At 43.7% G+C, this 23,474-nt stretch carries 17 protein-coding genes; 12 read left to right on the top strand and 5 right to left on the bottom strand.

What is annotated here, in order from left to right; all coding sequences use genetic code 11:
* A partial coding sequence (locus ABWY16_RS13805) for a hypothetical protein (RefSeq protein WP_353905229.1) occupies positions 1–361 on the top strand: 361 nt, incomplete at its 5' end.
* Here ABWY16_RS13805 and ABWY16_RS13800 read toward each other — a convergent pair.
* Positions 333–1,256: a hypothetical protein gene (locus tag ABWY16_RS13800; protein ID WP_353905228.1), complete on the bottom strand. Its 924-nt coding sequence runs from the start codon at positions 1,254–1,256 to the stop codon at positions 333–335. The two genes, ABWY16_RS13805 and ABWY16_RS13800, sit on opposite strands and share 29 nt — an antisense overlap.
* Positions 1,257–1,357: 101 nt before the next feature.
* On the opposite strand from ABWY16_RS13800, the gene ABWY16_RS13795 reads away from it, so the two are divergent.
* Positions 1,358–3,799, top strand: a complete 2,442-nt coding sequence (locus ABWY16_RS13795) for an AsmA family protein (protein ID WP_353905227.1) — start codon at positions 1,358–1,360, stop codon at positions 3,797–3,799.
* A 13-nt stretch (positions 3,800–3,812) separates the two neighbouring features.
* Here ABWY16_RS13795 and ABWY16_RS13790 read toward each other — a convergent pair whose 3' ends face one another.
* Positions 3,813–4,046 carry a hypothetical protein gene (locus ABWY16_RS13790; protein ID WP_353905226.1) on the bottom strand — a complete coding sequence of 78 codons (234 nt, stop codon included), beginning with the start codon at positions 4,044–4,046 and terminating at the stop codon, positions 3,813–3,815.
* 95 nt (positions 4,047–4,141) lie between these two features.
* Here ABWY16_RS13790 and ABWY16_RS13785 point away from each other — a divergent pair, with 95 nt between their 5' ends.
* A complete protein-coding gene (locus ABWY16_RS13785; protein WP_353905225.1) occupies positions 4,142–4,615 on the top strand; it encodes a hypothetical protein in 474 nt (157 codons plus the stop codon).
* A gap of 11 nt (positions 4,616–4,626) precedes the next feature.
* Here ABWY16_RS13785 and ABWY16_RS13780 read toward each other — a convergent pair whose 3' ends face one another.
* Positions 4,627–5,841, bottom strand: coding sequence for a BamA/TamA family outer membrane protein (locus ABWY16_RS13780; protein WP_353905224.1), 1,215 nt, complete (start codon positions 5,839–5,841; stop codon positions 4,627–4,629).
* Between the two features lie 48 nt (positions 5,842–5,889).
* Between ABWY16_RS13780 and ABWY16_RS13775 the strand changes: the two genes are divergently transcribed.
* Positions 5,890–7,392 (top strand): SulP family inorganic anion transporter, encoded by a 1,503-nt coding sequence (locus ABWY16_RS13775; RefSeq protein WP_353905223.1) that lies wholly within the window; start codon positions 5,890–5,892, stop codon positions 7,390–7,392.
* An 8-nt stretch (positions 7,393–7,400) separates the two neighbouring features.
* Here ABWY16_RS13775 and ABWY16_RS13770 read toward each other — a convergent pair whose 3' ends face one another.
* Entirely contained in the window at positions 7,401–7,634 is a 234-nt protein-coding gene (locus tag ABWY16_RS13770; RefSeq protein WP_353905222.1) for a sigma factor-like helix-turn-helix DNA-binding protein, read from the bottom strand.
* 521 nt (positions 7,635–8,155) lie between these two features.
* Here ABWY16_RS13770 and ABWY16_RS13765 point away from each other — a divergent pair.
* Entirely contained in the window at positions 8,156–9,661 is a 1,506-nt protein-coding gene (locus ABWY16_RS13765) for a hypothetical protein (RefSeq protein ID WP_353905221.1), read from the top strand.
* A gap of 76 nt (positions 9,662–9,737) precedes the next feature.
* Here the strand turns inward: ABWY16_RS13765 and ABWY16_RS13760 are convergent, their stop codons facing one another.
* Entirely contained in the window at positions 9,738–10,319 is a 582-nt protein-coding gene (locus tag ABWY16_RS13760) for a PhnA domain-containing protein (protein WP_353905220.1), read from the bottom strand.
* A gap of 150 nt (positions 10,320–10,469) precedes the next feature.
* Here ABWY16_RS13760 and ABWY16_RS13755 point away from each other — a divergent pair, with 150 nt between their 5' ends.
* The 7 genes from ABWY16_RS13755 to ABWY16_RS13725 form a co-directional block, all read left to right on the top strand.
* Entirely contained in the window at positions 10,470–12,350 is a 1,881-nt protein-coding gene (locus ABWY16_RS13755) for a gamma-glutamyltransferase family protein (protein WP_353905219.1), read from the top strand.
* A gap of 54 nt (positions 12,351–12,404) precedes the next feature.
* On the top strand, positions 12,405–12,800 hold the full coding sequence (locus ABWY16_RS13750) for a hypothetical protein (RefSeq protein WP_353905218.1): 396 nt from the start codon (positions 12,405–12,407) through the stop codon (positions 12,798–12,800).
* 126 nt (positions 12,801–12,926) lie between these two features.
* Entirely contained in the window at positions 12,927–14,009 is a 1,083-nt protein-coding gene (locus ABWY16_RS13745) for an efflux RND transporter periplasmic adaptor subunit (protein ID WP_353905217.1), read from the top strand.
* A gap of 60 nt (positions 14,010–14,069) precedes the next feature.
* A complete protein-coding gene (locus ABWY16_RS13740; RefSeq protein WP_353905216.1) occupies positions 14,070–17,237 on the top strand; it encodes an efflux RND transporter permease subunit in 3,168 nt (1,055 codons plus the stop codon).
* Positions 17,230–18,663 carry a TolC family protein gene (locus ABWY16_RS13735; RefSeq protein WP_353905215.1) on the top strand — a complete coding sequence of 478 codons (1,434 nt, stop codon included), beginning with the start codon at positions 17,230–17,232 and terminating at the stop codon, positions 18,661–18,663. Before ABWY16_RS13740 ends, ABWY16_RS13735 begins: the two co-directional genes overlap by 8 nt.
* A gap of 105 nt (positions 18,664–18,768) precedes the next feature.
* Positions 18,769–21,000 carry a B12-binding domain-containing radical SAM protein gene (locus ABWY16_RS13730; protein WP_353905214.1) on the top strand — a complete coding sequence of 744 codons (2,232 nt, stop codon included), beginning with the start codon at positions 18,769–18,771 and terminating at the stop codon, positions 20,998–21,000.
* A 187-nt stretch (positions 21,001–21,187) separates the two neighbouring features.
* Positions 21,188–23,474: SusC/RagA family TonB-linked outer membrane protein (locus tag ABWY16_RS13725; protein ID WP_353905213.1), on the top strand; the 2,287-nt coding region annotated here is incomplete at its 3' end.

Below are 23,474 nucleotides of genomic sequence, written 5' to 3'. Positions count from 1 at the left end.
AATTTCAGCATTTATTTTGAATATCCTAGGGTTCACCCACCATGCATGGTGCAGAAGCATGGTGCAGAAAGCATGGTGCAGAATGCAAAGTGCAGAAAGTATGGTGCAGGAAGCATGGTACAGAATGCATGGTGCAGAATGCAGAGTGCAGAAAGTATGGTGCAGAATGCATGGTGCAGAAGCATGGTGCAGAATGCAAAGTGCAGAAAGTATGGTGCAGAAAGCATGCTGCAGGAAGCATGGTGCAGAAAGCAAGGTGCACAAAAAGCAAGGTGCAGAAGCAAGGTACAGCAATGCAAGGTGCAGAAAGCATGGTGCAAAGAGCAGAATTGTTATTCCATTAAACGTTTTTCAAGGATAATGGCACTTTGGACCTTTCTCTTTTTTGAGTTATTAAGAATCACGTTATAGTTACCCAGGAAGCCAGTACCGATGATATTGTGCGGTACGGCGGAGCTGATCACTACTTTTTGGTTCTTGAGTGTCATTCCGTTGAAGGTCATGCTCGGGATTACGGCTTCGTAAATGGTATCCACCAGTTTGTTGGAATGGATGTTGGATGTTACTGTTCTGGAAGGGCTGAGCCGGTAGTCATCAATAATTGCTCTTCCTATGGCAGTGGTGCTGCTCACCAGGAAGCCGGCTCCTGATCCGAGGTCGAGGATAAATTCAGAATTTACTTTACTTATGTTGACGACGGCAGTTGGCAGGGTGTTTTTCTTGTAGCTGATGGTTGTGTAAGCCTGTTCGGGACTGAATGGAGTTTTGGAGACCAGCATCTCGTTCCTGTCATTGTTGATTTTCCAGTTGTACTGGTAAACCATGAGTGTTCCGGTAGAGCCGGTAGCGATAGAATCCGGAAAGGCCTGATTGATGACAGTTTCTTCATTGCGGAATTTGAGGGGCCCAATCTCGATTTTAGGGAGGTAGAATACGGATTTACTGTGGGGGCCTCCGTTTTTATCGGTAGACATCAGCCGGTCCCAGCTAGGCCATAGTTGTCTGGTTTCGTAGAAGTAAGGGGTTAGTCTTAAAGTTTTGGAATAGGTTCCGAACAGTAGGGCTATGGTGTCCTTATCAACCTTTGCCGGAAGATAGATACGGTTGAATTTGTCTTTTTTAAAGGCAATCTTCGTCACTTCTTTTTTTGATTGCGCCTGTGCGGCAGGTGTGGATATTAAACAAACAAGTTGAATGCAGCTTACTGCAAAAAGGAACGTTAAAGTTCTTCCGGGTAACAGATTTCGTGTGTTCATATGTGTGTGAATTGGTACTACTAAAATAATCAATTTATGGGAACAAATCCAGTCCTAAACAAATAGCGTATTTAAATGTTTATGATAGTAAATACTATTCTATGCCTCTCTGGTTAAAACGCGCTATCCAAGTCTTTGCTGCCCTTATTATACTGATCATCATTATTTTTATCGGACTGGCTATTTATGTAAATGTCAATAAGAAATCACTTCTGGTTTCTATCAATAAGGAACTGAACAGGAATATCAACGGCAGTGTAACTGTAGGAGCAATGGAACCTACTTTCCTGAAGGGTTTCCCCGGTGTTTCTGTATCACTGAAAAATGTTGAGATCAGGGATAGTTTATGGAAAATACACCACCATTCATTGCTTACGGCCAAGGACTTTGATATCTCAGTGAATGCAATGGCATTGCTCAGAGGCACGATTGAAATCAGAAAGATAGCCATCAATGACGCTGAAGCCTATTTGTATACGGATAGTACAGGTTATAGCAATACATCGGTCTTTAAGAAAAAAACACCTTCCACACCGGCTTCAAAGGAAGAAAATACTTCTCCGGCCGAGATCAGAAGGTTTGACCTGAATGATGTGCGCTTTATCCTGGATAACAGAAAAGGCAATAAACTTTTCCTTTTTGCAGTACAGGATTTCAGTGGGAAAGTGGATTATCCCTCCTCGGGCTGGAAGGCGGACGTAAACCTGAAAACGCTGGTGCGAAGCCTGGCCTTCAATACGAAGAGAGGCAGTTTTGTAAAGGATAAAGTATTGCAGGGCAAAATGGATATATCTTACGACAATGACCTTGGCATAATAGAAGTGAAACCCAATATATTGAACATCGGCAATGACCCTTTTATTATAGGAGCTAAATTTAAAATCGCTAAAGATCCTACTGCATTTACCATCACTGTCGAAGCCCGGAGTATTCTCTGGAAAAACGCATCAGCATTGCTTGCCCCTAATATTGCTTCGCGTTTGAATATGTTTAACCTTGATAAGCCAATTGCAGTAAAATGTATCATAGATGGTGATATGGGGGGCGGGGGCGATCCGTCAATACTAGTCAATGCCTCGGTAAAAGCAAACAAACTGACCAGCCCTGGTGCCGTTATAGAGCATGTGAATTTCTCAGGTGTTTATACCAACAATTTTATCAATGGCAATGGCTTTACTGATGCCAATTCAGCTGTCAAACTCTACCGCTTCTCGGGCACTTACTCTGAAATTCCATTCACGATTGATACTGCATTTTTGCATAATTTTGAAAAGCCGGTCGCCACTGGTACGTTCAGGTCCAGGTTTGATGTGTCAAAGCTTAACAACGTCATTGGTGATGATATGCTTAAGTTCACCAAAGGAACAGCCGATCTTAAAATGCATTATTCCGCAGATCTGGTCAATTATAAATTAAATAAACCTGTGCTGAATGGGGTGTTGAGCGTCAAGAATGCTGACGTAAGTTATGTGCCCCGTAATGTAAACTTTAAAAATACTTCTATTACACTCGACTTCAGAAAGGAAGATCTTCTGATTAAGGATATCCGGCTGCAGAGCGGTAAAAGCATTGTATTTATGGACGGGAGCATCAAGAACTTTCTCAATCTGTATTACAATGCACCGGAGAAAATTATGTTTAACTGGAATATGCGCAGCCCGGAAATTTATCTTGGCGAGTTCCTGGGTTTCCTGAGTTCCAGAAAAGGACGTGCAGCCGTCAAATCAAAGGGGAAAAGCAATGTTTCTGCCAGTCAGCTGAATCAGATGCTGGAAAAGGGCAAGGCACAGATCAATCTGAAGGTGGCCAAAGTGCACTACAATAAGTTCCTGGGCACCGATGCCACAGCCACATTCTTATTGTCGGATGCGGGACTGTATCTGAATGATGCAAGCCTGAAACATGCCGGGGGCTCTGTCAAACTGAACGGAAGCGTAACTCAGATCGGTAAGTTAAATCGTTTTGCAGTAAATACAGTCGTTTCCAATGTAAGTATCCGGGACTTCTTTTATTCATTTGATAACTTCGGACTGAAGTCGCCAACCTACAAAAACCTCAGGGGCAATTTCTTCACCAGAACCAACGTATCCGGAAATATTACCTCTGCAGGAAAGGTCATTCCGGGTTCTATGAACGGCACTGTGATATTTGATCTGAAGAATGGTGCACTGGTTAATTACGAAGCTTTACAGAGCGTTGGCAAGTTTGCATTTCCCTTTAGGGATTTGAATAATATCGTCATTAATAACCTGAACGGGAAATTTGATATCAGGGGAGAGAAAGTCACCATCAATCCGATGAAAATCAGTTCCAGTGTACTGAATATGGATATTGCGGGTATCTACTCTATGGGTGCCGGTACAGATATCTTACTGGATATACCGCTGCGAAACCCAAAGAAGGATGAGGAAATCACTGACAAGAAGGAGATCAGGGAAAGAAGGATGAAGGGTATAGTCGTACATATCCAGGCCGCAGATGGTGAGGATGGCAAAATCAAGTTTAAGCTGGTACGTAAGCGGGATAAGAATAAAACAGAATAAAAGGTGCTGCAGGTTAATCCTGCAGACCTTCAAATGTATCTCCGATAAGGAATATCAGGTCTTCGTCAATTGATACTTCGTCGTTCGTTACCCACATGTCATCATCCGACAGGAAGATTTCAAAGCGGTCATGACCAGGTATTTCTGCGAAGAACAAGGTGTCCTCAGCTTTCTCAGTTTCAGTGATCACCACCGGGATAGTTTCGCCTTCAAATTGTATTGTAAATTCTGTTTTCAAATCAGCCATGCGGTAAAGATACCTTTTTTGTGAAATCTATAACGAATCCCTGTTAAAGTACGATCAGGAAAAGATCTGCGTTTTACATTTGTTAACTTTGCGGGATGAAGTATGTATTAACCCTTTTTTGCGGCCTGTGGTTATTTGAAGGCAAGGCTCAGAACCTTGAATTGAGTCAGTTAAAAACATTTATTACCCAGCCGGCAGTGAAGGTCACTGACAGTATGAAAAAGGCAGGCTGGATAGTACATCCGGAGTTATCAGGCATAAAGGATGAGCAGATGTACAAAACATTATCATTCGGTAAACATAAAGCTGAAAAGGAGAAGGCTCTGGCCTGGTTCAGGATCCATGCTGACCACGGGATAATCAACCAGCTTTATTATCAATCGCCCGGTATCAATCAATATAACGTATTGCTGAAGGAAATTATGGCTGCCGGAACAGAAAAAAAAGAGGAGCAGGCTATTGAGGATAAAAAACTCAGCACCTACTACGTGTCCCCGGATTTTATCTTTCAGACAGTAGTAGGTGAAAACAGCTATACCGTGATGGTAATGGCTAACAAAGTGCCTTAAAAATTAAATGGTTAAAATGCTTCACCAAGATTGATAGTAAATCCTTTATAGCCTTTACTTACACCATAATCAACACCGATATTGGTGTTGGATGCTTTGTTGAACTTTACGCGAAGACCAGTTCCGACCGCAGGATGTATCTTCTTGAATTTATTATCCTGCTCTGTAACAGAGGTAGCATTTGCGAATACCACGAAGCCGAAAAGTCCATCGTTAGTGATATCCCTTCTGTATTCAGTTTCAAAATAAAACAAGCCTTTACCTCTGTAGCGGTTCTGATCAATACCACGGCCTGATTTATTATTTGGATCCCATCCGATACTTGGCAGGTTCAGGTAGGGGATGTCATTATTTAATCCAGTCCATAAATAAGTCCAGAAGGCAAGTGTATTTTGCTGATGGGGTTTTGTATTTAAAGAAACATACTTCCTTGCATCTACATAGACAGACTGCCAGCTGGTTTTGCTACCCAGGAAGCTTGGATTATTTCTGATGCTCACATTCAGGTAAGAACCTGGCAATGGGTTAATCGCATTATTTCTTGTGTCGTAAATAAGGTTTGCAGAGAAACCCGATGAAAATGAGTTTTCGCCATCTCCCGTACCAGTCTTGTATCCACTAAAAGCGGCAAGGCCCGGTGCATCTGTTCTCACATTGATAAAGTAATCAAGATTATATCCGATACCTGCATACAGATAGGGTTTGATACGTTTCAGCGCACTTTGATAAAATCTGATATATTTATAATTTACCAGCATACTTTCTGATTCCACACCGCTTCCGATACCCCAGGTGGCCTGCGGATAAAACAGAAAACGGGTATCGCCCTGGATCACCCACTCATTGTTCTTCAACCAAAGGTTAGACCTCAAGGGTAAACCAAAACGGCTCTGCAGGTTCCAGTAGGGAGTAAAAGTAACATTGGAAATATAAGTCGTTTTCCTGTCAGCAAGATAAAACCCGGCACTTGTGGAGGTAATCAGGGCACGGCCACCTCCAGGAACGTTACCTCCAATGGGTAACAAAGAAAAGAACACCTTTTTTTCTCCTGGTTTTGTACGTGGTCTGGCTTTAATATTAAACAGACTTTTTGCAATATCTATCAAATCTGTTTTGACCGCAGTATCTCCAACAATATTGTTAGTAGATATCGCATTGTTTGCATTTTGAGCGTTGGCACCTAAAGACAGGACGATCAGGAAGAAAAAGAGCGCGTTTTTAATCATATTTTGATCATAGACAAAACTCGAGCCACTATTTTGTAAGTTTGCATAATGTCCGCTACCAAAGTCCTCTTCGATTTTTCCCAGAAAGTAAACTACAAGACTGAAATACTGGCCGGTCTCACAGTCGCCATGACTATGATGCCGGAGTCGCTCTCTTTCGCAATTCTCGCCGGGTTCCCGCCCCTGGTAGGTTTGTATGCAGCCTTTATTATGGGGCTGGTTACTTCCATCTTTGGCGGCCGCCCGGGATTAATCTCAGGAGGTGCAGGCGCTGTAGTCGTTGTCCTGATTGCCCTGATGAAAACTCATGGTTTAGAGTATGTTTTTGCAGCAGTAGCTCTTGGCGGGCTCATTCAGATTGCAATCGGCTTGTTTAAACTTGGTAAATTTATCCGGCTGGTACCGCAACCCGTAATGTACGGCTTCGTAAACGGACTGGCAGTGATCATTTTTATGGCGCAGCTGGAACAGTTTAAAACAGTAGTGAATGGGCAGCCGGTCTGGTTATCGGGCAATCCTTTATACATCATGGCTGGACTGGTCGCTCTAACGGTAGCAATTGTACTTGTGTTTCCGCGGATCACTAGAGCTGTACCACCTTCGCTGGTAGCTATAATCGTGGTTTTCCTTATTGTTCTTGGCTTTAACATTGATACTAAAACTGTTAGGGACATTGCTGCTGTCAGTGGGGGTTTCCCGCCATTTCACATACCTCAGATCCCGCTGAAATTTGCTACATTTCAGATTATCTTTCCTTACGCCCTGATTATGGCAGGAGTAGGACTTACTGAAGGACTACTGACGCTGAACCTGGTTGATGAGATGACCGCAACGCGAGGGGATGGCAACAGGGAATGTATAGCGCAGGGAACGGCTAATATTCTGAATGGTTTCTTTTTTGGAATGGGCGGATGCCCAATGATTGCACAGACGCTGGTCAACCTCAGCGCTGGGGCACGGGCAAGGTTATCAGGGATCATTGCTTCACTTACTATTCTTCTGATTATACTTTTCGGCGCACCTGTGATAGAACGTGTACCCATGGCAGCATTAACCGGTGTGATGATCATGGTGGCCATTGGCACTTTTGAATGGGCGAGTTTCAGGATCATCAACAAAATGCCAAAGCAGGATATTTTTGTAGGTATAGCTGTAGCCTTAATTACGGTTTGGCTGCATAACCTTGCCCTTGCGGTTTTGATTGGAGTGATCATATCTGCATTGGTGTTTGCCTGGGAAAGTGCCAAACGGATCAGGGCAAAAACTTATATAGACGCTGAGGGAGTTAAACATTATGAAATCTACGGACCGCTTTTTTTTGGTTCTGTAACCACATTCAATGAAAATTTTGATTTGGCAAATGATCCGGAGCAGGTAGTGATTGATTTTAAGGACAGCAGGATCGCAGATATGTCCGCGATTGATGCTTTGAACAAACTAACTGAACGCTATAACAAGATTGGTAAAGTACTGCAGCTGCAAAATCTGAACGAAGACAGTTATTTGCTACTGAAAAACGCAGAGTCTGTTATTGAGGTGAATATAAAATAACCACCCGCTTATTGATTGAACTGCATCCTGCTATCGGAAAGGTAGGTATTGAAGCGGTTTCCTATTACCTTACGGGCCAGTTTCACTCTTAATTTTACAGTCGCTACAGGCAGCTCGAGGATATGAGCAATTTCATTGTAATTGAATCCCTCAAAATATTTGATGAAAGGAGTATAAAATTCTGTTTCCAGAATAGTCAAATTATGAAGTCCGTGCTGATCCTGAAGAGTAGAATTTTCCATGTTTAACGAATGCTGAGCTAATAAATTGAAGTACGCAACTAAGTGATACCCTTCAAACTCAATTCTTATACCAATCGTTCACGTACATACGTATAAAGCAGATAAAACGATTTGCTGTCATTTATTCTGTTGCAGTTCGAAGAATAAAGCTTAAACAGTACCTGTCAGGCCTCTTATATCCTGATCTGCAGATTAATCATAAGCTTCATTTTTTAATCAGAAATGTATCACAGGGATTATTCTGTTACAGGAATTGACCATTGGTGAAATACAAAATATTTACAAATCCTCCCTCGCAGGGCAAAAATAAACACTCCAATAAGTTGTTGAGCATCAATTGGCTACGATTTGACGATTTAGTACAGCTGTTGATACAGTTTTTGCTACAGTAGAATAAACAGTAAAGACTACCGTGCCTGGTTAATGCAATAAGCTTTAAATATTATTTAAATTCGATATTAATTTTGCCGCACTGATATTTTGAGTGTATATTCGGAAATAATCTATTAATCAGATTGACTATGAAACGCCTCCTCAGTATATTCATCATGGCTCTTTGCCTGAGCCAGGTAAAAGCCCAGCCACTAAAGTATTTTCAAGGAAGCCTGGAAGATGCGAAACTTGCAGCAAAGAAGCAGCATAAGTTGATTTACCTGATGGTTGGGATGGGTACTATTGATCCTCGCTTTTCTTTGGTGCCGACCGATAAGGATCTGCTAAAGAGATATGAGTCGGATTTTATTTGTATTTATAACAATGTATCCCCCGGAGCCGGAGTTGACGCTATCTATCAACAGTACAATGTCACGACCTATCCGACCCATTTATTTCTTGATGAGCAAGGCGGCCTGATCTTAAAAACAGTTGGTTACAGGAGTAATGCAGAACCGTACCTGAACGATATCAATCAGGCCATCCAGCTATCAAAAGGCAATACACTGACCCATTACCATGCGGAGTACGCAAAAGGGAACAGGAAGACAGATTTTCTAAAAAGTTACCTTTTAAAATATGATGAACTGGACATCCCGGTCAATCAGGAAGTGCTGGAAACATATGCTAATCTCCTGCCGGTAAGTAAACTTGATGATTTTGAGACGGTTTCCTTCCTGATTCAGCGCGGTCCGGTTTTATCCGGTACTGCCTATAAAATCACAAGGGTATATCCCAAACTGACAGACAGTATTTACAAGACATTGCCCTATGAAAAAAGAGTGAGGATCAACAACAGGATCATCAATGCCTCCATGACTGCTGCAAAAGCAAAAAAGGATGAGAGCCTGGCTATGCAGACAGCGTCCTTCACTCAGGCTACCTGGACAAATAACTGGCAAAAGGGAATGGTTGCCCAGTTATCCAAAATGATGGAGTATTACAGGGCAGTGAATGATACGGTTAAGTATCTTAGAAATGCGTCAAGCTATTATCAACAGTATTATCTGCTCCAGCGGGATTCTATTCACAAACCGGATCCTCTGGAGACGACAGTTACGGTCATGCCGCCACGGCCCGTACACAGTACTGTTCAGAAGAGCCCTGCTCTGGTACCAGGCCGGCCTGATACAAAAAACGATTCTGCCAGAATTGTGAATAAGACCATAACGAAAAGAATTACAATATCTTCCTTAACCGGCAGCAGCACTTTAACACCCGGTCCATACGCTAATGCTTTGGAATATGCTGCTACATTAAATAATGGCGCATGGAGTTTCTATACCATGAAGACCACTAATGCAGATTATCTTTCAAAAGCTGTAATCTGGGTGTGGCGATCTATAGAATTATTTCCCGCAAATACTGCATTCTATGATACCCTTGCGCACCTGTATTATCTGCAGAAAAAATATGATGAAGCCATCACTACTGAGCAGAAGGCAATCGATATCAGTCAGGCAGCTGCCAAATCACGTGAAGAAATAATGGCTAAAATGAAAACTGCGCCGCTAAGCGCTTTCCCTGATCCTTCTGTAAAGGCAATTGAAATGTACACAGCGGAGCTTGAAAAAATGAAGCAGAAAACATTATAAATAGAGTCAGTGTTAAATAACTGCATCACAAAAGATGCAGTTATTTAACACCGGCATACAATAGCAATGTGCCCGTTTAATTCTGTTTCCTTACATATTTTGTGAGGATCACAATCACCTGTCCTTCAATTCTTCCTTCAATCTGATCAGTGTTGTCTTCCACTAAACGGATATTCTTTACAACGGTGCCGAGTTTTGCATTTAAGCTTGAACCTTTTACATCCAGTGTTTTTGTTAGCACAACAGAGTCGCCAGCCAGCAGGGGACTGCCAAGGGCATCTTTATGGACCTCTGCTACTTCAGCAGCCTGATCATCTTTCCCCGCTTTTGCCCAGGCAAGCATATCATCATCCAGGTACATCGTATCCAGGTTGTCTGCTGCCCATCCTTCAGCACTAAGCCTGTTTAGCATCCGCCAGGTTACAACCTGAACAGCGGGAACTTCACTCCACATACTTGCCGTTAGACAACGCCAGTGATTTTTGTCCATCTCCTCAGCTTTTTCTATCTGAGACTTACATGTGCCACAGATCATGATGCAGTTATCTTCGGTCTTTGCCGTTTGAGGGGGCACTGCATAGAGTTCAAGTGCATCGCCGGATTTACAGATTTCGCATTCGCTTTGGCTTCTTTGTGACAGTTGTTGTTCCAGAATCATATATTTTTGTTAATAAAGAGCGCGAAGATAATTAATTTAAAACGTTAGTATCTATATTGTGACAGCTTAGCCGCAAACTCGATCTTTCCTGCTAGCTTAATTTTCTTTATTTTTAGCTACTCACACACCATACGCCCCGCATATCAACTTATGAAACGAATTTTTTCAGCTCTCCTCATCTCCGGTACACTGCTATCTGCATCGGCTCAGCAAACCCAGAAACCTGTTTTACATGGCCGTAACTGGATGGCCATCACAGGTAAACCACTGGCCGCTACAGCAGGAGCTATGACCTTCCAAAAAGGAGGAAATGCAGTTGATGCTGCCTGTGCTATGCTTGCATCAACCTGTACCATGTGGGATACCCTCAGCTGGGGAGGGGAAACACAACTGCTGATCTATAACCCGAAAACCAAAGAGGTGATTGCGATCAATGCGATGGGAGTAGCCCCAACCGGTGCTACAGCTGATTTTTTCAAGAGTAAAGGATATAACTTCCCGCCTGAATATGGTCCGCTGGCTGCAACAACGCCGGGGACAGTTGGAGGACTGATTTATATCCTGAGTAATTATGGTACTTTAAGCCTGGAGCAGGTGCTTGCGCCAGCAATGGAACTGGCAGCAGGATATCCGATCGAAGCGCAGGCAGCCAACGCTATGGAGCGCGGTAAAACCCTGATCAAACAATGGCCATACAGTTCAAAGGTATTTTTTACCCATCCGGGAGAAAAACGGGAAGCACCTGAAGCAGGGGAGATCTTCGTGCAAAAAGACTTGCTTGCTACATTGACCAAACTGGTAGAAGCAGAAAAGAAGGCTTTGAAACAAGGCAAAAACCGTAAGCAGGCCCTGATGGCCGCATATGACCGATTTTACAAAGGGGATATCGCAGAAGAATTTGTACGCGGTTCAAAAGAACAGGGCGGACTGATCACAATGCAGGACCTTGCGAACTGGAAACCTCTTGAGGAAAAACCATTGATGGTCAATTATAAAGGTATTGATGTTTACAAAATGCAGCAATGGACACAGGGTCCGGTAATGCTGCAGGCACTTAATATCCTGGAGAATTTCGATTTGAAAAGCATGGGTTATAACAGTACCAGATATATCCATACTTTATACCAGGCGATGAACCTGGCTTTTGCCGACCGGGACTTTTATTATGGAGATCCGTATCAGAAACCTACGGAGCCCATGAAAGGATTACTCAGCAAAGGATACGCAAAAGAACGTGCGCAACTGATCAGGTATGATAAGAACGACGCAGGCATCGGTCCGGGAAATCCATATCCCTTTGAAGGCAAAACTAATCCCTACATCAAACTGCTGAAAAGCAGGGGCTTTGAAATGGACACCAGCAAACGTAATTTTGCGCCTAAACATGACATGACCAATAATTCGCCCAAAGCAGATTACCAGGACAGATTATGGCGTGGTACCACTTCCGTAGAAGCCGCAGATAAAGAAGGATGGGTGGTATCAATCACACCAAGCGGTGGCTGGCTGCCAGCATGTATTGCGGGCAACACGGGTATTGGGATGAGTCAGCGTATGCAAAGCTTCGTACTGGATTCAGCTATTAACCCCTTTAATGTGGTTGCGCCGGGAAAAAGGCCCAGGGTTACCTTATCGCCGGCACTGGCTTTAAAAGATGGTAAACCTTATTTATCTTCTGCCGTACAGGGTGGGGATACGCAGGACCAGAACCTTTTGCAGTTCTTTTTAAATGTCTCTGAATTTGGCATGAATGTACAGCAGGCCTCCGAGGCGGCAAATATTAATACCAATCAGCTCTGGCTTTCACTGGGTGGTACTAAGACCTCCGACCGTGAGCCGAAAGCCGGACAATTATTATTGAACAGCAATACACCAGAGGCTACACGTGCGGAACTGAAAAAACTGGGTTACATTCTGAGTTACAGCGAACGTACAAGCGGGCCAATCAATGCGATATTTTTTGACTGGAAACACAATAGCCTCTGGGGCGGATCAAGCAATCATGGCGAAGATTACGGCATAGGATGGTAATATTTTCTTCAGGATACATCAATCTATCATTACTTTGATTACTTTTAGCGCTAAATGAGAGGATTTGTGTTTTATGTCTATCTGTTCCTGCTGCTGTTATGCGGCGGACGTTCGGTGTATGCAAACACGCATCATCCTCTCAATCAACATGCTGCTGGTCGCGATCTTGCGAAGAAACCACATACAAAACTCACAAACAACGATCAGAGCAATACTTTCTTTGAGGATGCAGAGATCGATGTAGAGGAAGAATACCTGGGCGGACATGATGATGCTGATACCGGTGCAGGTAAATTTTTAGCAGGTAAATACAGTCTGCCTGCCTGGCTGTATATGACATCGTCACGTCTGTTCATTTCTAACTTCTACAACAACCGCTTTAAAACCATCCCGCAGATTTGCTGCGATTCATCACCTCTTTATATTACCCAAAGGGTATTAAGAATCTGAGAGTAATTATCCCGGTTTAACCACGAAAGTATCAATGTACTTTCAATACTGGTTACTGAAGAATTTTTACGTCCAGGGGAATCTGTATGTTCCCGCACTCAAACGCTTAATTACCAATTTTATACTATGAAGAGACTAGTTGTGTCCAAAGGGTTAATCGCCCTGTTATGCCTTGCAAGCTGTACATCTAAAAAAGAAGAAAAAAAAGAAGAAAACAAGTTTACTGTTACCACTGCCATCAGAATTGATACCTCCTTTAACAAACAATATGTAGCACAGATTAAGTCTGTAAGGAATATAGAGATCCGTTCACAGGAAAAAGGCTTCCTTCAAAATATTTATGTTGATGAAGGTCAGTCTGTTAAATCAGGTCAGCTGTTATTCAGAATTATGCCTAAGGTTTATGAGGCAGAGTTATTGAAAGCCCAGGCCGAATACAAATCTGCAGAAATAGAACTGCAAAATGCCAAAACACTTGCCGATAAAAATATAGTTTCAAAAAATGAACAGTCGGTAGCCCAGGCCAAACTGGAACAGGCAAAAGCAGAAGTTTCACTTGCAAAATTGCATTTGTCCTTTACTGAAATCAGGGCGCCTTTCGATGGAACGATCGACCGTATTCCTTTGAAACTGGGAAGTTTAATTGATGAAGGAGAACTGATGACCAACCTTTCTGACAATACGCAGATGTTTGCCTATTTCAATGTCTCAGAACCAGAATATCTGGAATATCAGACCAATATAAAAGGACGGGCTGACAATAAGGTAAGCCTCCTCCTGGCTAATAACCAACCGCTTCCCTACAAGGGAAATGTAGAGGTAATCGAAAGTGAATTTAACAATGAAACCGGTAATATCGCCTTCAGGGCAAAATTTCCAAATCCTGATAAACTGTTAAAAAATGGTGAGACAGGTGAAGTACAGATGCTTGTTCCATTACACCAGGCACAGGTAATACCACAAAAAGCAACTTACGAGATCCAGGATAAAATCTATGTATTCGTTGTGGATGCCAAAGGTGTGGTACACTCCAAAAACATTACTATCGCTGGCGAAATGCCAGATCTTTATGTGCTGAGTACTGGTATTGGCGATAATGAGAAAATCCTGCTGGAAGGTGTTCAGAAAGTAAGGGATGGTGATAAAATCAAATTCGAGTACCAGGCACCTAAGGAGTGGATCTCTTCACTGAGATTAAAGGCAGAATAGGTTCAGCAAAGCTGAAGCGCTACACACATCCATTTGGTTTAATCATTAAAAAAGCAATCCATGTTTAGTAAATTTATACAGAGGCCAGTACTCTCTATAGTGATCTCCCTGATCATCGTATTTTTGGGGTTTTTAGCTATGAAGGGTTTACCGGTCACGCAATTTCCCTCCATTTCACCACCAAAGGTGAACATTACAGCAGAATATCCCGGTGCCAACGGTGAGCTGATGATCAAGTCGGTTATCATTCCCCTGGAAAGGGCAATCAATGGTGTACCGGGAATGAAATATATGGCTTCGGATGCAGGTAATGACGGTGAGGCCACCATTCAGGTGATCTTTAACCTCGGTACCGATCCCAACCAGGCATCCGTTAATATACAGAACCGCGTGGCTTCGGTAGTGAACAAGCTGCCGCCGCTGGTAGTACGTGAAGGTGTTAAGATTACCCGCGAGGAATCCAACATGTTAATGTACATCAACTTGTTCAGTAAAGACCCTAAAACCGATCAGAAATTCCTTTACAATTTCGCGGATATCAATATCCTTTCGGAGTTAAGAAGGGTAGACGGTGTAGGGGTTGCAGATATTTTGGGTACCCGTGAATATGCCATGAGGATCTGGCTGAAACCAGACCGCATGCTGGCCTACAAGATCTCAGCAGATGAAGTTCTTGAAGCTTTAAATCAGCAGAGTCTGGAAGCCTCGCCGGGTAAAACGGGTGAAAGCTCGGGTAAAAGATCACAATCCTTTGAATATGTATTGAAATACGGTGGAAGATATACCACCAAGGAGCAATACGCAAATATCATTCTCCGGTCCACCAAAGACGGAGAAATCCTGCGACTTAAAGATGTGGCTTCAATTGAATTTGGCAGTGCGATGTACGATATCTATTCCAACCTGAATGGTCATCCTTCGGCAGCGATTACGATCAAACAATCTTACGGAAGTAATGCAAGTCAGGTAATCAAGGACATCAAGGCTAAAATGGAAGAGATCAAGAAAAGCTCTTTCCCTCAGGGACTGGATTACGAAATCAGTTATGACGTATCAAAATTTCTGGATGCTTCTATTGAAAAAGTAATCCATACGCTTGTAGAGGCATTTATTTTGGTTGGTTTAGTGGTATTTCTGTTTTTGGGCGACTGGCGTTCTACGCTGATCCCGGCCATTGCTGTACCCGTATCACTGATAGGAACCTTCGTTTTCATGCAGTTTTTTGGGATTACGCTCAACCTGATCACTCTATTTGCACTCGTGCTGGCCATTGGGGTCGTTGTCGATGATGCGATCGTGGTAATTGAGGCCGTCCATGCCAAGATGGAAGAAAAACATCTTTCGCCACTGAAAGCCACACAGGAAGCTATGCATGAAATCGGGGGAGCAATTATAGCGATTACCTTCCTGATGGCAGCAGTATTTGTACCTGTGGCATTTATGTCGGGCCCGGTGGGTATATTCTACCGGCAGTTCTCCATTACCATGGCAACAGCGATTATCCTGTCAGGGGTTGTGGCATTAACGCTTACACCCGCGCTCTGCGCGATGTTGTTAAAAAACAACCATGGTAAAGCCAAAAAGAAAACAGGACTGGATAAATTCCTGGATGGCTTTAATAATGGTTTCAACAGACTGACCGGCAGATATCAGAAAGTACTTGGTTTGATCGTGAATCGCAGAATGCTGACTTTCGGTGTACTGATTGCCTTCTGTGTGGGTATATTCTTCCTGAACAACAGTCTTCCTTCCGGATTTATACCGAATGAGGATCAGGGGATGTTTTACGCGATTATCCAGACTCCTCCGGGATCATCTCTGGAAAGAACCAATCAGGTTGCCGAGAAAATCCAGAAGATTGCCGAGACAGTTGAAGGTGTACAATCTGTATCAGCACTTGCAGGATATGAAATCCTTACTGAAGGTACAGGTTCAAACTCCGGTACCTGTCTGATCAACCTGAAGAGCTGGGAAGACCGTACGCACTCTGTACAGGAAATTATCAGCGAACTTGAAGAAAAAACAGAAGCTATTAATGGGGCTACAATCGAATTCTTCCAGCCACCAGCGGTACCGGGCTACGGAGCTGCCGGAGGTTTTGAGTTGCGTTTACTTGATAAAGCAGGCTCCGGCGACTTCCACAAGATGGAAACTGTGAGTAAGGATTTTGTGAGAGATCTCAGTAAACGCCCGGAGCTGGCCTCCGTGTTTACCTTTTACAGTGCCAGTTTCCCGCAGTATCTGCTCAAGGTTGACAATGATATCGCCAAACAAAAAGGCGTAACCATTGAGAATGCCATGAATACTTTGTCAACTCTGGTAGGTAGTAACTACGAAACCAACTTTATCAAGTTTGACCACCAGTATAAAGTAATGGTGCAGGCTTCGCCGGAATACCGTGCATTACCTGAAGACATCTTAAAATTATACGTGAAAAACGACCGTGACGAAATGGTACCCTTTTCAGCTTTTATGCGCATGGAGAAGGTTTACGGCCTGTCTGAGATCACCCGCCACAATATGTACAATGCTTCTGAGATCAGTGGTGCATCTGCTCCGGGATACAGTAGTGGTGCAGCGATCAAGGCAATTCAGGAAGTTGCTGAAAAAACGCTGCCAAGGGGATTTGGTATTGACTGGGCTGGTATTTCCAAGGATGAGGTAGGACGCGGAAACGAAGCCCTTTACATCTTTATGATCTGTCTGGGATTCGTATACCTGGTTCTTGCTGCACAGTATGAAAGTTTCATCCTGCCCTTTGCGGTACTGCTTTCCCTACCATGTGGAATTTTCGGGGCCTTTATGCTCCTGGAGATCTGTGGACTGGAAAACAACATTTATGCCCAGGTGGCACTGGTAATGCTCATCGGTTTACTTGGTAAGAATGCCGTACTGATTGTAGAGTTTGCTGTGCAGAAACACGCACAGGGAGCTACAGTCCTGGAAGCTGCCATGGAAGGTGCTGCCGTGAGGTTCCGTCCGATCCTGATGACTTCCTTTGCGTTTATCGCTGGTTTGATCCCGCTGGTCTTTGCTTCGGGGCCTGGTAAAATTGGTAACAGGACTATCGGTTCTGCCGCTGCCGGAGGTATGCTTTTAGGAACACTTTGCGGTGTGTTGGTGATTCCCGGACTGTACTATATTTTCGGGAAAATCGAAGAGAAAAACCGAATGGCCAAACATGAAGATGAAAATCCCTTAACAGAAGAAATCGATCACAATGTATAAATTTAAGCTCAACCGATATACAATAGCGCTGGGCATTTGCCTTGCTGCAGCAGGGTGTAAAGTACCCGAAGCTGCAGCGCCAGCAGCAAATAAACCGTTGCCGGAATCTTTCGGGGACAGCCGCGATACAACAAACACCACAGCTGTACCATGGAACAGCTTTTTTAAAGACAAATACCTGGCAGACCTGATTGATACCGCACTGAAGAACAATCAGGAACTGATGGTAACTTTACAGGATATCGAAATCGCTAAGAACGATGTCCGCATGCGCAAAGCTGCACTGTTGCCAACAGTTGGTTTAAGGGCTGGTGCCGATCTTGAAAAAGTTGGGGAATATACCAGTCAGGGTGCAGGTGATGCCTCAACGGATATATTGCCTGGCAGGGAGGTTCCTAATCCGCTGGCCAATTTTACGCTGGCAGCAACCGCCAACTGGGAGATCGATATCTGGAAGAAACTGCGCAATTCCAAAAAAGCAGCTATCAGCAGGTATTTATCTACTATAGAGGGTAAAAACTTTGTGCTGACCAACCTTATCGCCGAAGTGGCCAATTCGTATTACGAACTGCAGTCGCTGGATACCCAGATGGAGATCCTGCAGCAGAATATCAAACTTCAGAAGAATGCGCTGGAGATCGTGAAAGTACAGAAGCAGGCTATGCGGGCCACAGAACTGGCTGTGCAGAAGTTTCGCGCAGAAGTATTGTCTTCACAAAGCAGGGAATTTGATATCCTGCAACAAATCAAAGAAGAAGAAAATAACCTGAACCTTCTGCTGGGCCGTTATCCCCAGGAGATCAAAAGGGAAAAGGGTGATTTTTTAAGTTTGGTACCGATGGCTGTAAATTCAGGGATCCCTGCGCAACTACTGGAGAACAGGCCTGATATCAAACAGGCGGAACTCGAAATGGCTGCTGCAAAACTGGATGTAAAAGTTGCACGTGCCGAATTTTATCCATCGCTTGATATATCTGCTGCTATAGGCTTCGAAGCCTTCAAACCGTCTTATTTGTTTAAGTTACCAAAGTCCCTGCTATATTCACTGGCAGGTGATTTAGCGGGACCATTGGTAAACAGGAATGCAATTAAGGCTGAGTTTGCGAGCGCTAACGCCCGTCAGTTGCAGTCGATGTTTAATTATCAGCGGATTGTCCTCAATGCCTACATGGAAGTTTCAAGTCAGCTTTCAAAGATCAGCAACCTGGAAAAAAGCTATAACCTGAAGGCACAGCAGGTTGACGCCCTGAACACTTCGATCAGTGTTTCCAACGACCTGTTTAAGTCGGCCCGGGCAGATTACTTTGAAGTATTGATGACTCAGCGCGATGCACTGGAAACTAAACTGGAACTGGTTGAAACCAAAAAAGCACAGCTGAATGCCGTTGTTAATGTTTACAAACAACTTGGCGGAGGCTGGAGGTAAAATCAATCTTTTCCTGAATTATCAAAAGCGCCTGTCGGTTTATACCGGCAGGCGCTTTTGATTTTAATAAATTATGATTTGATAAGGCAGCATACTAAAATAATTATGGATATTTTTGCGGGGAAATACAATTCAATTTTGAAAACAGATCTTTTCCTTGTTACCCCTCCCTTTACCCAACTGAATACTCCGTATCCGGCTACTGCCTATATCAAAGGTTTTTTGAATACTAAAAATATTTCATCAACCCAGGCTGATTTAGGGATTGAAGTGATACTGGCCCTATTTTCAAGAAAAGGGTTGGAAGATCTTTTTCTGCATGCAGAAGGTCTGCCTGATCAGCCCAGAAGTCTGAATGCAAAGCGTATTGCTGCTTTGAAAGAGGAGTATATCAAAACTATTGATGCTGTTATTGCTTTTCTGCAAGGTAAGAACCCAACGCTTGCCCTCCAGATCTGCCAGGAAGACTACTTGCCTGAAGCATCCAGGTTTGCTGAACTGGATGAACTGGACTGGGCATTTGGATCAATGGGAACACAGGACAAGGCCAAACACCTGGCAACACTGTATCTCGAAGATATCTCAGATTTTATCATTGAATGTGTAGACCAGAATTTTGGTTTTAGCCGCTATGCCGAAAGATTGGGCAGAAGTGCAAATTCATTCGATGAGCTTTATGGCGCTTTGAATCAGGAATATACCTACATGGACAAAATCCTGATTGGGATTCTGGAGAATAAGATTAAAGTTATCCAGCCTAAGCTATTCCTGATTTCTGTTCCTTTTCCGGGAAATTTGTATGCCGCTTTTCGCTGTGCCCAATATGTAAAACGGGTATATCCGGAGATAAAAATTTCCATGGGCGGCGGTTTTGCCAATACTGAACTGCGTTCTGTCTCTGACAAGCGGGTATTTGAATTTTTTGATTATATCTCACTCGATGACGGTGAACTGCCCATTGAACTGATCTGTAATTCGATACTGAATGGAAGAGAGTTTAACTTGTATAAAAGAACATTTTTACTTGAGGACGGCGAAGTTGTTTACAAAAACGATGCGCTAAGAAGTGATTATAAACAAGCTGATGTGGGAACGCCCGATTACAGTGACCTGCAACTGGATCAGTACATCTCAGTTATAGAAATTGTCAACCCTATGCACCGCATGTGGAGTGACGGCCGCTGGAATAAACTGACCATGGCGCATGGCTGTTACTGGGGTAAATGTACCTTTTGCGATATTTCCCTGGATTACATTAAGGTTTACGAGCCTGTTGCTGCTAAACTGATTGTAGACAGGATAGAAGAACTGATTGCCAATACCGGCCAGAATGGCTTTCACTTTGTAGATGAGGCTGCGCCGCCGGCCTTGATGCGTGAAGTAGCGCTGGAGATTCTAAGAAGAAAGATCTCCGTTAGCTGGTGGACAAACATCCGCTTTGAAAAAAGCTTTAGCGGTGATTTATGCCTGTTACTGAAAGCATCAGGCTGTATTGCTGTTTCCGGTGGTTTGGAAGTGGCTTCAGACAGGTTACTGAAACTTATTGATAAGGGCGTATCTGTAGAACAGGTAGCTCAGGTTACCCGGAATTTTACACAGGCAGGAGTGATGGTCCATGCTTATCTGATGTACGGGTATCCAACACAAACCATTCAGGAGACAGTTGACAGTCTTGAAATGGTAAGGCAGCTGTTCAAGGCAGGGGTGCTGCAATCAGGCTTCTGGCACCAGTTTGCGATGACTGCTCACAGTCCGGTAGGCTTGTATCCCGAGAAGTTTGGTGTAGTCAAAGAAACGGAAGTTATCGGAACTTTCGCCAATAATGATATCAACTATAGGGATAAGACAGGCATTAACCATGATCAATTTAGTTTTGGCTTAAAGAAGTCGCTCTTCAATTTTATGCACGGCATTTGCTTCGATTACAAATTGCAGGACTGGTTTGATTTTAAAATCCCGAAAGTGACAATCGCTCCGGATTTTATTGAACGCGCACTAAAAGAAAAAAGCAAGCTTGATACCAAACCTACAGCCCGGATAGTCTGGCTGGGAGGGAAACCTGATCAGGAAAGCTTTGTAAAATATAAAAAAGGTAAACCTGTAGAAATGCAGATTTTAACCTTCCATGATAAAAAAGAAAGCTTCAGCATTCAAACTACTACCAGAGAGGGAAACTGGTTGTTATCCATTCTGCAAAAAATAACAGTTTCCAATGCAAAGGTTTATACCTTCCAGGAAATTAAAGCTGATTTTGAAACGACAATGGAACACTTTGAGTTGTTCTGGTATTCAGAGCCCATTCATACACTAAGAGATTTTGGTATACTAGTCCTATAGTACTCACCTGCCTTCCCGGCTGCATTTGATGCAACACCTATAAGTTTAGCTCAGGGAAATATCCGCTAAAATATCACAAACATTAGAAAAGATATTATAATACATAATCTTTTCTGAGCCTATTTTTGTGTAACCAGATATATTAATTCCCTCAATAGACCTGTATGCTTAACATAACTCCCCGGGTATGAAAAAATTTTATTTTCTCAGTTTTCTGATATTTTCTGTCGTTTTTGTGCAGGCACAAACGCGTGTTTTAAATGGCAGGGTGCTTGATGCGGGTAACAGTGACCCGCTCATCGGTGCAACCGTTTCTGTGCAGGGCTCTACAGCAAGGCAGGTGACGGATGTAAACGGTAAATTCAGTTTGACTATCGCCAGCGGCCAAACAGCCACACTGGTAATTAAATACATAGGTTATGCTGATCAGACAGTTAGTTTCAGTGCAAACGATCAGGATGTCACCGTTAAACTTGCCGGGCAGTCCAACTCACTGGACGACGTAGTTGTGGTAGGTTATGGAACTATTAAACGGCGTGACCTCACCGGTTCTGTGGCAACAGTAAAAGCCTCGGACATTGTCAAAGCTCCTACACATAATGCACTTGAAGCTATACAGGGCAGGGCTCCCGGTGTAGATATTACCCGAAGTTCCGGCAATGCCGGTGCCGGAGTGAACATCCAGATACGCGGTACACGGTCTATTCCCAACGCACTGAATACAGCTGGGGGTATCAATCCCAACGCGCCATTGCTTGTGGTTGATGGAGTGCAGAATGGAGGCAGCATCAATAACATCAATCCAAATGATATTGAAAGTATCGAGGTCCTGCAGGACGCAGCATCAACTGCCATATATGGATCGCAGGGTGCCAATGGCGTCATTATAGTGAATACAAAAAAAGGCATAGCGGGGAAAGCGAAGATATCTTATAATGCATACTACGGGATAAATGGCTGGACGAAATTTCCGTCACCGCGGCTGGGCGAAGACTATCTGACCCTTCGCCGTGAATCTTTCAGGGATGCAGCGACAGGACTGATACCGGCAGATAATGTGGTGTTTCCAAATGCCGGCGAGCTTGCAGCTGTACAGGCCGGGCAGTTTGTAAACTGGTTAGATCTGGCTACAAGAAATGGAAAACAGCAAAGCCACACAGTTAGTGTGCGCGGCGGAAGTGAAAACACCAAAGCGTTTTTCTCATTTGGTTACTTCAATGAAGAAGGTCAGCTGATCAATAATGACTATAACCGTTATAATTTCCGCTATAATATAGACCATAAACTCAATAACTGGTTCAAAACAGGTATCGTCGGGCAACTGGCATTCAGCAAAACCAATACGCGCCGCGATCCGCTCTCTACGGCACTGACGGCTATCCCTCTGGGTACACCTTTCAATCCGGATGGTTCAATTAATCCTTTTCCCATTGCTGGTAATACCAGTACTATCAGTCCCATCACCGACCAGCGTCCGGGTGCTGCAGTAGACCAGACAACGGGAAGTGAAATCAATGCTACGGCCTATGCAGAGCTGTCACCGCTCAAAGGCTTAACTTTCCGAAGTAATCTGGGGACGGTGCTGGGCAGCAACAGGCGCGGCCAGTTTAATGACCCGCTTTCTCTCACACAAAACAACCAGCGTTATTCTGCGGCCTCCATTACAAACGCAAATTCCAGGTACTATAACTGGGACAATATCCTGACCTATAACCGTGAAATACAAAAACATAGTTTCACCGCTACTGCGATTTCAAGTTATATCCACAGTGAAGTGGAGGAGGCATACGCCGGAGGAATCAGGCAGGTACTGTCATCCCAGTTGTGGCATAACCTTGCAGGCACAGAATCCACAAGCCGGACTACCACATCCAGTTTTGTACGTTATGACTTACTGGCTTACGCAGGTCGCATCAATTACAGTTACGATGGCAAATATCTCTTCCAGGGAAGTATACGCTGGGATGGTGCATCAAGGTTGGCTCCTGGCCATAAGTGGGATTCCTTCCCCTCAGTATCCGCCGGCTGGGTGATCAGCCGTGAGCCCTTTATGAAGGATGCGAAGCAGATCGACAACCTGAAACTGCGTGCAAGTTACGGGGTAACAGGAAATTCTACTATTAAACCTTACGATACACAAAGTTTACTGACATCCATCCCTATGGGCTTCGGGGATGTACCTGCGCCAGGATACGTCTTTAACGGAAATATCGTTTCGCCGGACCTGGGCTGGGAGAAATCACGTACCCTGGACATAGGTACTGATGTTACAGCATTCAAAAACAGGCTGACTTTAGCATTTGACTGGTACCTGACTAAAACCTCAGATCTGCTGTACCCAAGGTCTCTGCCTCAATCCACCGGACAAACAACGGTTTATCATAATATAGCAGCTACGCAAAATAAAGGTTTAAATATTTTCCTAACGACTGTAAACATACAAAGCAAGGACTTTAAATGGTCTACCACTGCAA

This window comes from Pedobacter sp., from assembly GCF_040513095.1.
In the GTDB taxonomy this organism is placed as follows: Bacteria; Bacteroidota; Bacteroidia; order Sphingobacteriales; family Sphingobacteriaceae; genus Pedobacter.
Note: the sequence above shows the minus strand (reverse complement) of the source record. Positions and strands in the feature narration are given on the sequence as shown.

Excerpts from the sequence above, each read along its gene's own strand:
- ABWY16_RS13790 (WP_353905226.1), bottom strand. The coding sequence starts at position 4,046 with ATGGCTGATTTGAAAACAGAATTTACAATACAATTTGAAGGCGAAACT.
- ABWY16_RS13795 (WP_353905227.1), top strand. The coding sequence starts at position 1,358 with ATGCCTCTCTGGTTAAAACGCGCTATCCAAGTCTTTGCTGCCCTTATT.
- ABWY16_RS13745 (WP_353905217.1), top strand. The coding sequence starts at position 12,927 with ATGAAGAGACTAGTTGTGTCCAAAGGGTTAATCGCCCTGTTATGCCTT.
- ABWY16_RS13785 (WP_353905225.1), top strand. The coding sequence starts at position 4,142 with ATGAAGTATGTATTAACCCTTTTTTGCGGCCTGTGGTTATTTGAAGGC.
- ABWY16_RS13740 (WP_353905216.1), top strand. The coding sequence starts at position 14,070 with ATGTTTAGTAAATTTATACAGAGGCCAGTACTCTCTATAGTGATCTCC.
- ABWY16_RS13735 (WP_353905215.1), top strand. The coding sequence starts at position 17,230 with ATGTATAAATTTAAGCTCAACCGATATACAATAGCGCTGGGCATTTGC.
- ABWY16_RS13750 (WP_353905218.1), top strand. The coding sequence starts at position 12,405 with ATGAGAGGATTTGTGTTTTATGTCTATCTGTTCCTGCTGCTGTTATGC.
- ABWY16_RS13770 (WP_353905222.1), bottom strand. The coding sequence starts at position 7,634 with ATGGAAAATTCTACTCTTCAGGATCAGCACGGACTTCATAATTTGACT.
- ABWY16_RS13800 (WP_353905228.1), bottom strand. The coding sequence starts at position 1,256 with ATGAACACACGAAATCTGTTACCCGGAAGAACTTTAACGTTCCTTTTT.
- ABWY16_RS13775 (WP_353905223.1), top strand. The coding sequence starts at position 5,890 with ATGTCCGCTACCAAAGTCCTCTTCGATTTTTCCCAGAAAGTAAACTAC.
- ABWY16_RS13765 (WP_353905221.1), top strand. The coding sequence starts at position 8,156 with ATGAAACGCCTCCTCAGTATATTCATCATGGCTCTTTGCCTGAGCCAG.
- ABWY16_RS13755 (WP_353905219.1), top strand. The coding sequence starts at position 10,470 with ATGAAACGAATTTTTTCAGCTCTCCTCATCTCCGGTACACTGCTATCT.
- ABWY16_RS13760 (WP_353905220.1), bottom strand. The coding sequence starts at position 10,319 with ATGATTCTGGAACAACAACTGTCACAAAGAAGCCAAAGCGAATGCGAA.
- ABWY16_RS13780 (WP_353905224.1), bottom strand. The coding sequence starts at position 5,841 with ATGATTAAAAACGCGCTCTTTTTCTTCCTGATCGTCCTGTCTTTAGGT.
- ABWY16_RS13730 (WP_353905214.1), top strand. The coding sequence starts at position 18,769 with ATGGATATTTTTGCGGGGAAATACAATTCAATTTTGAAAACAGATCTT.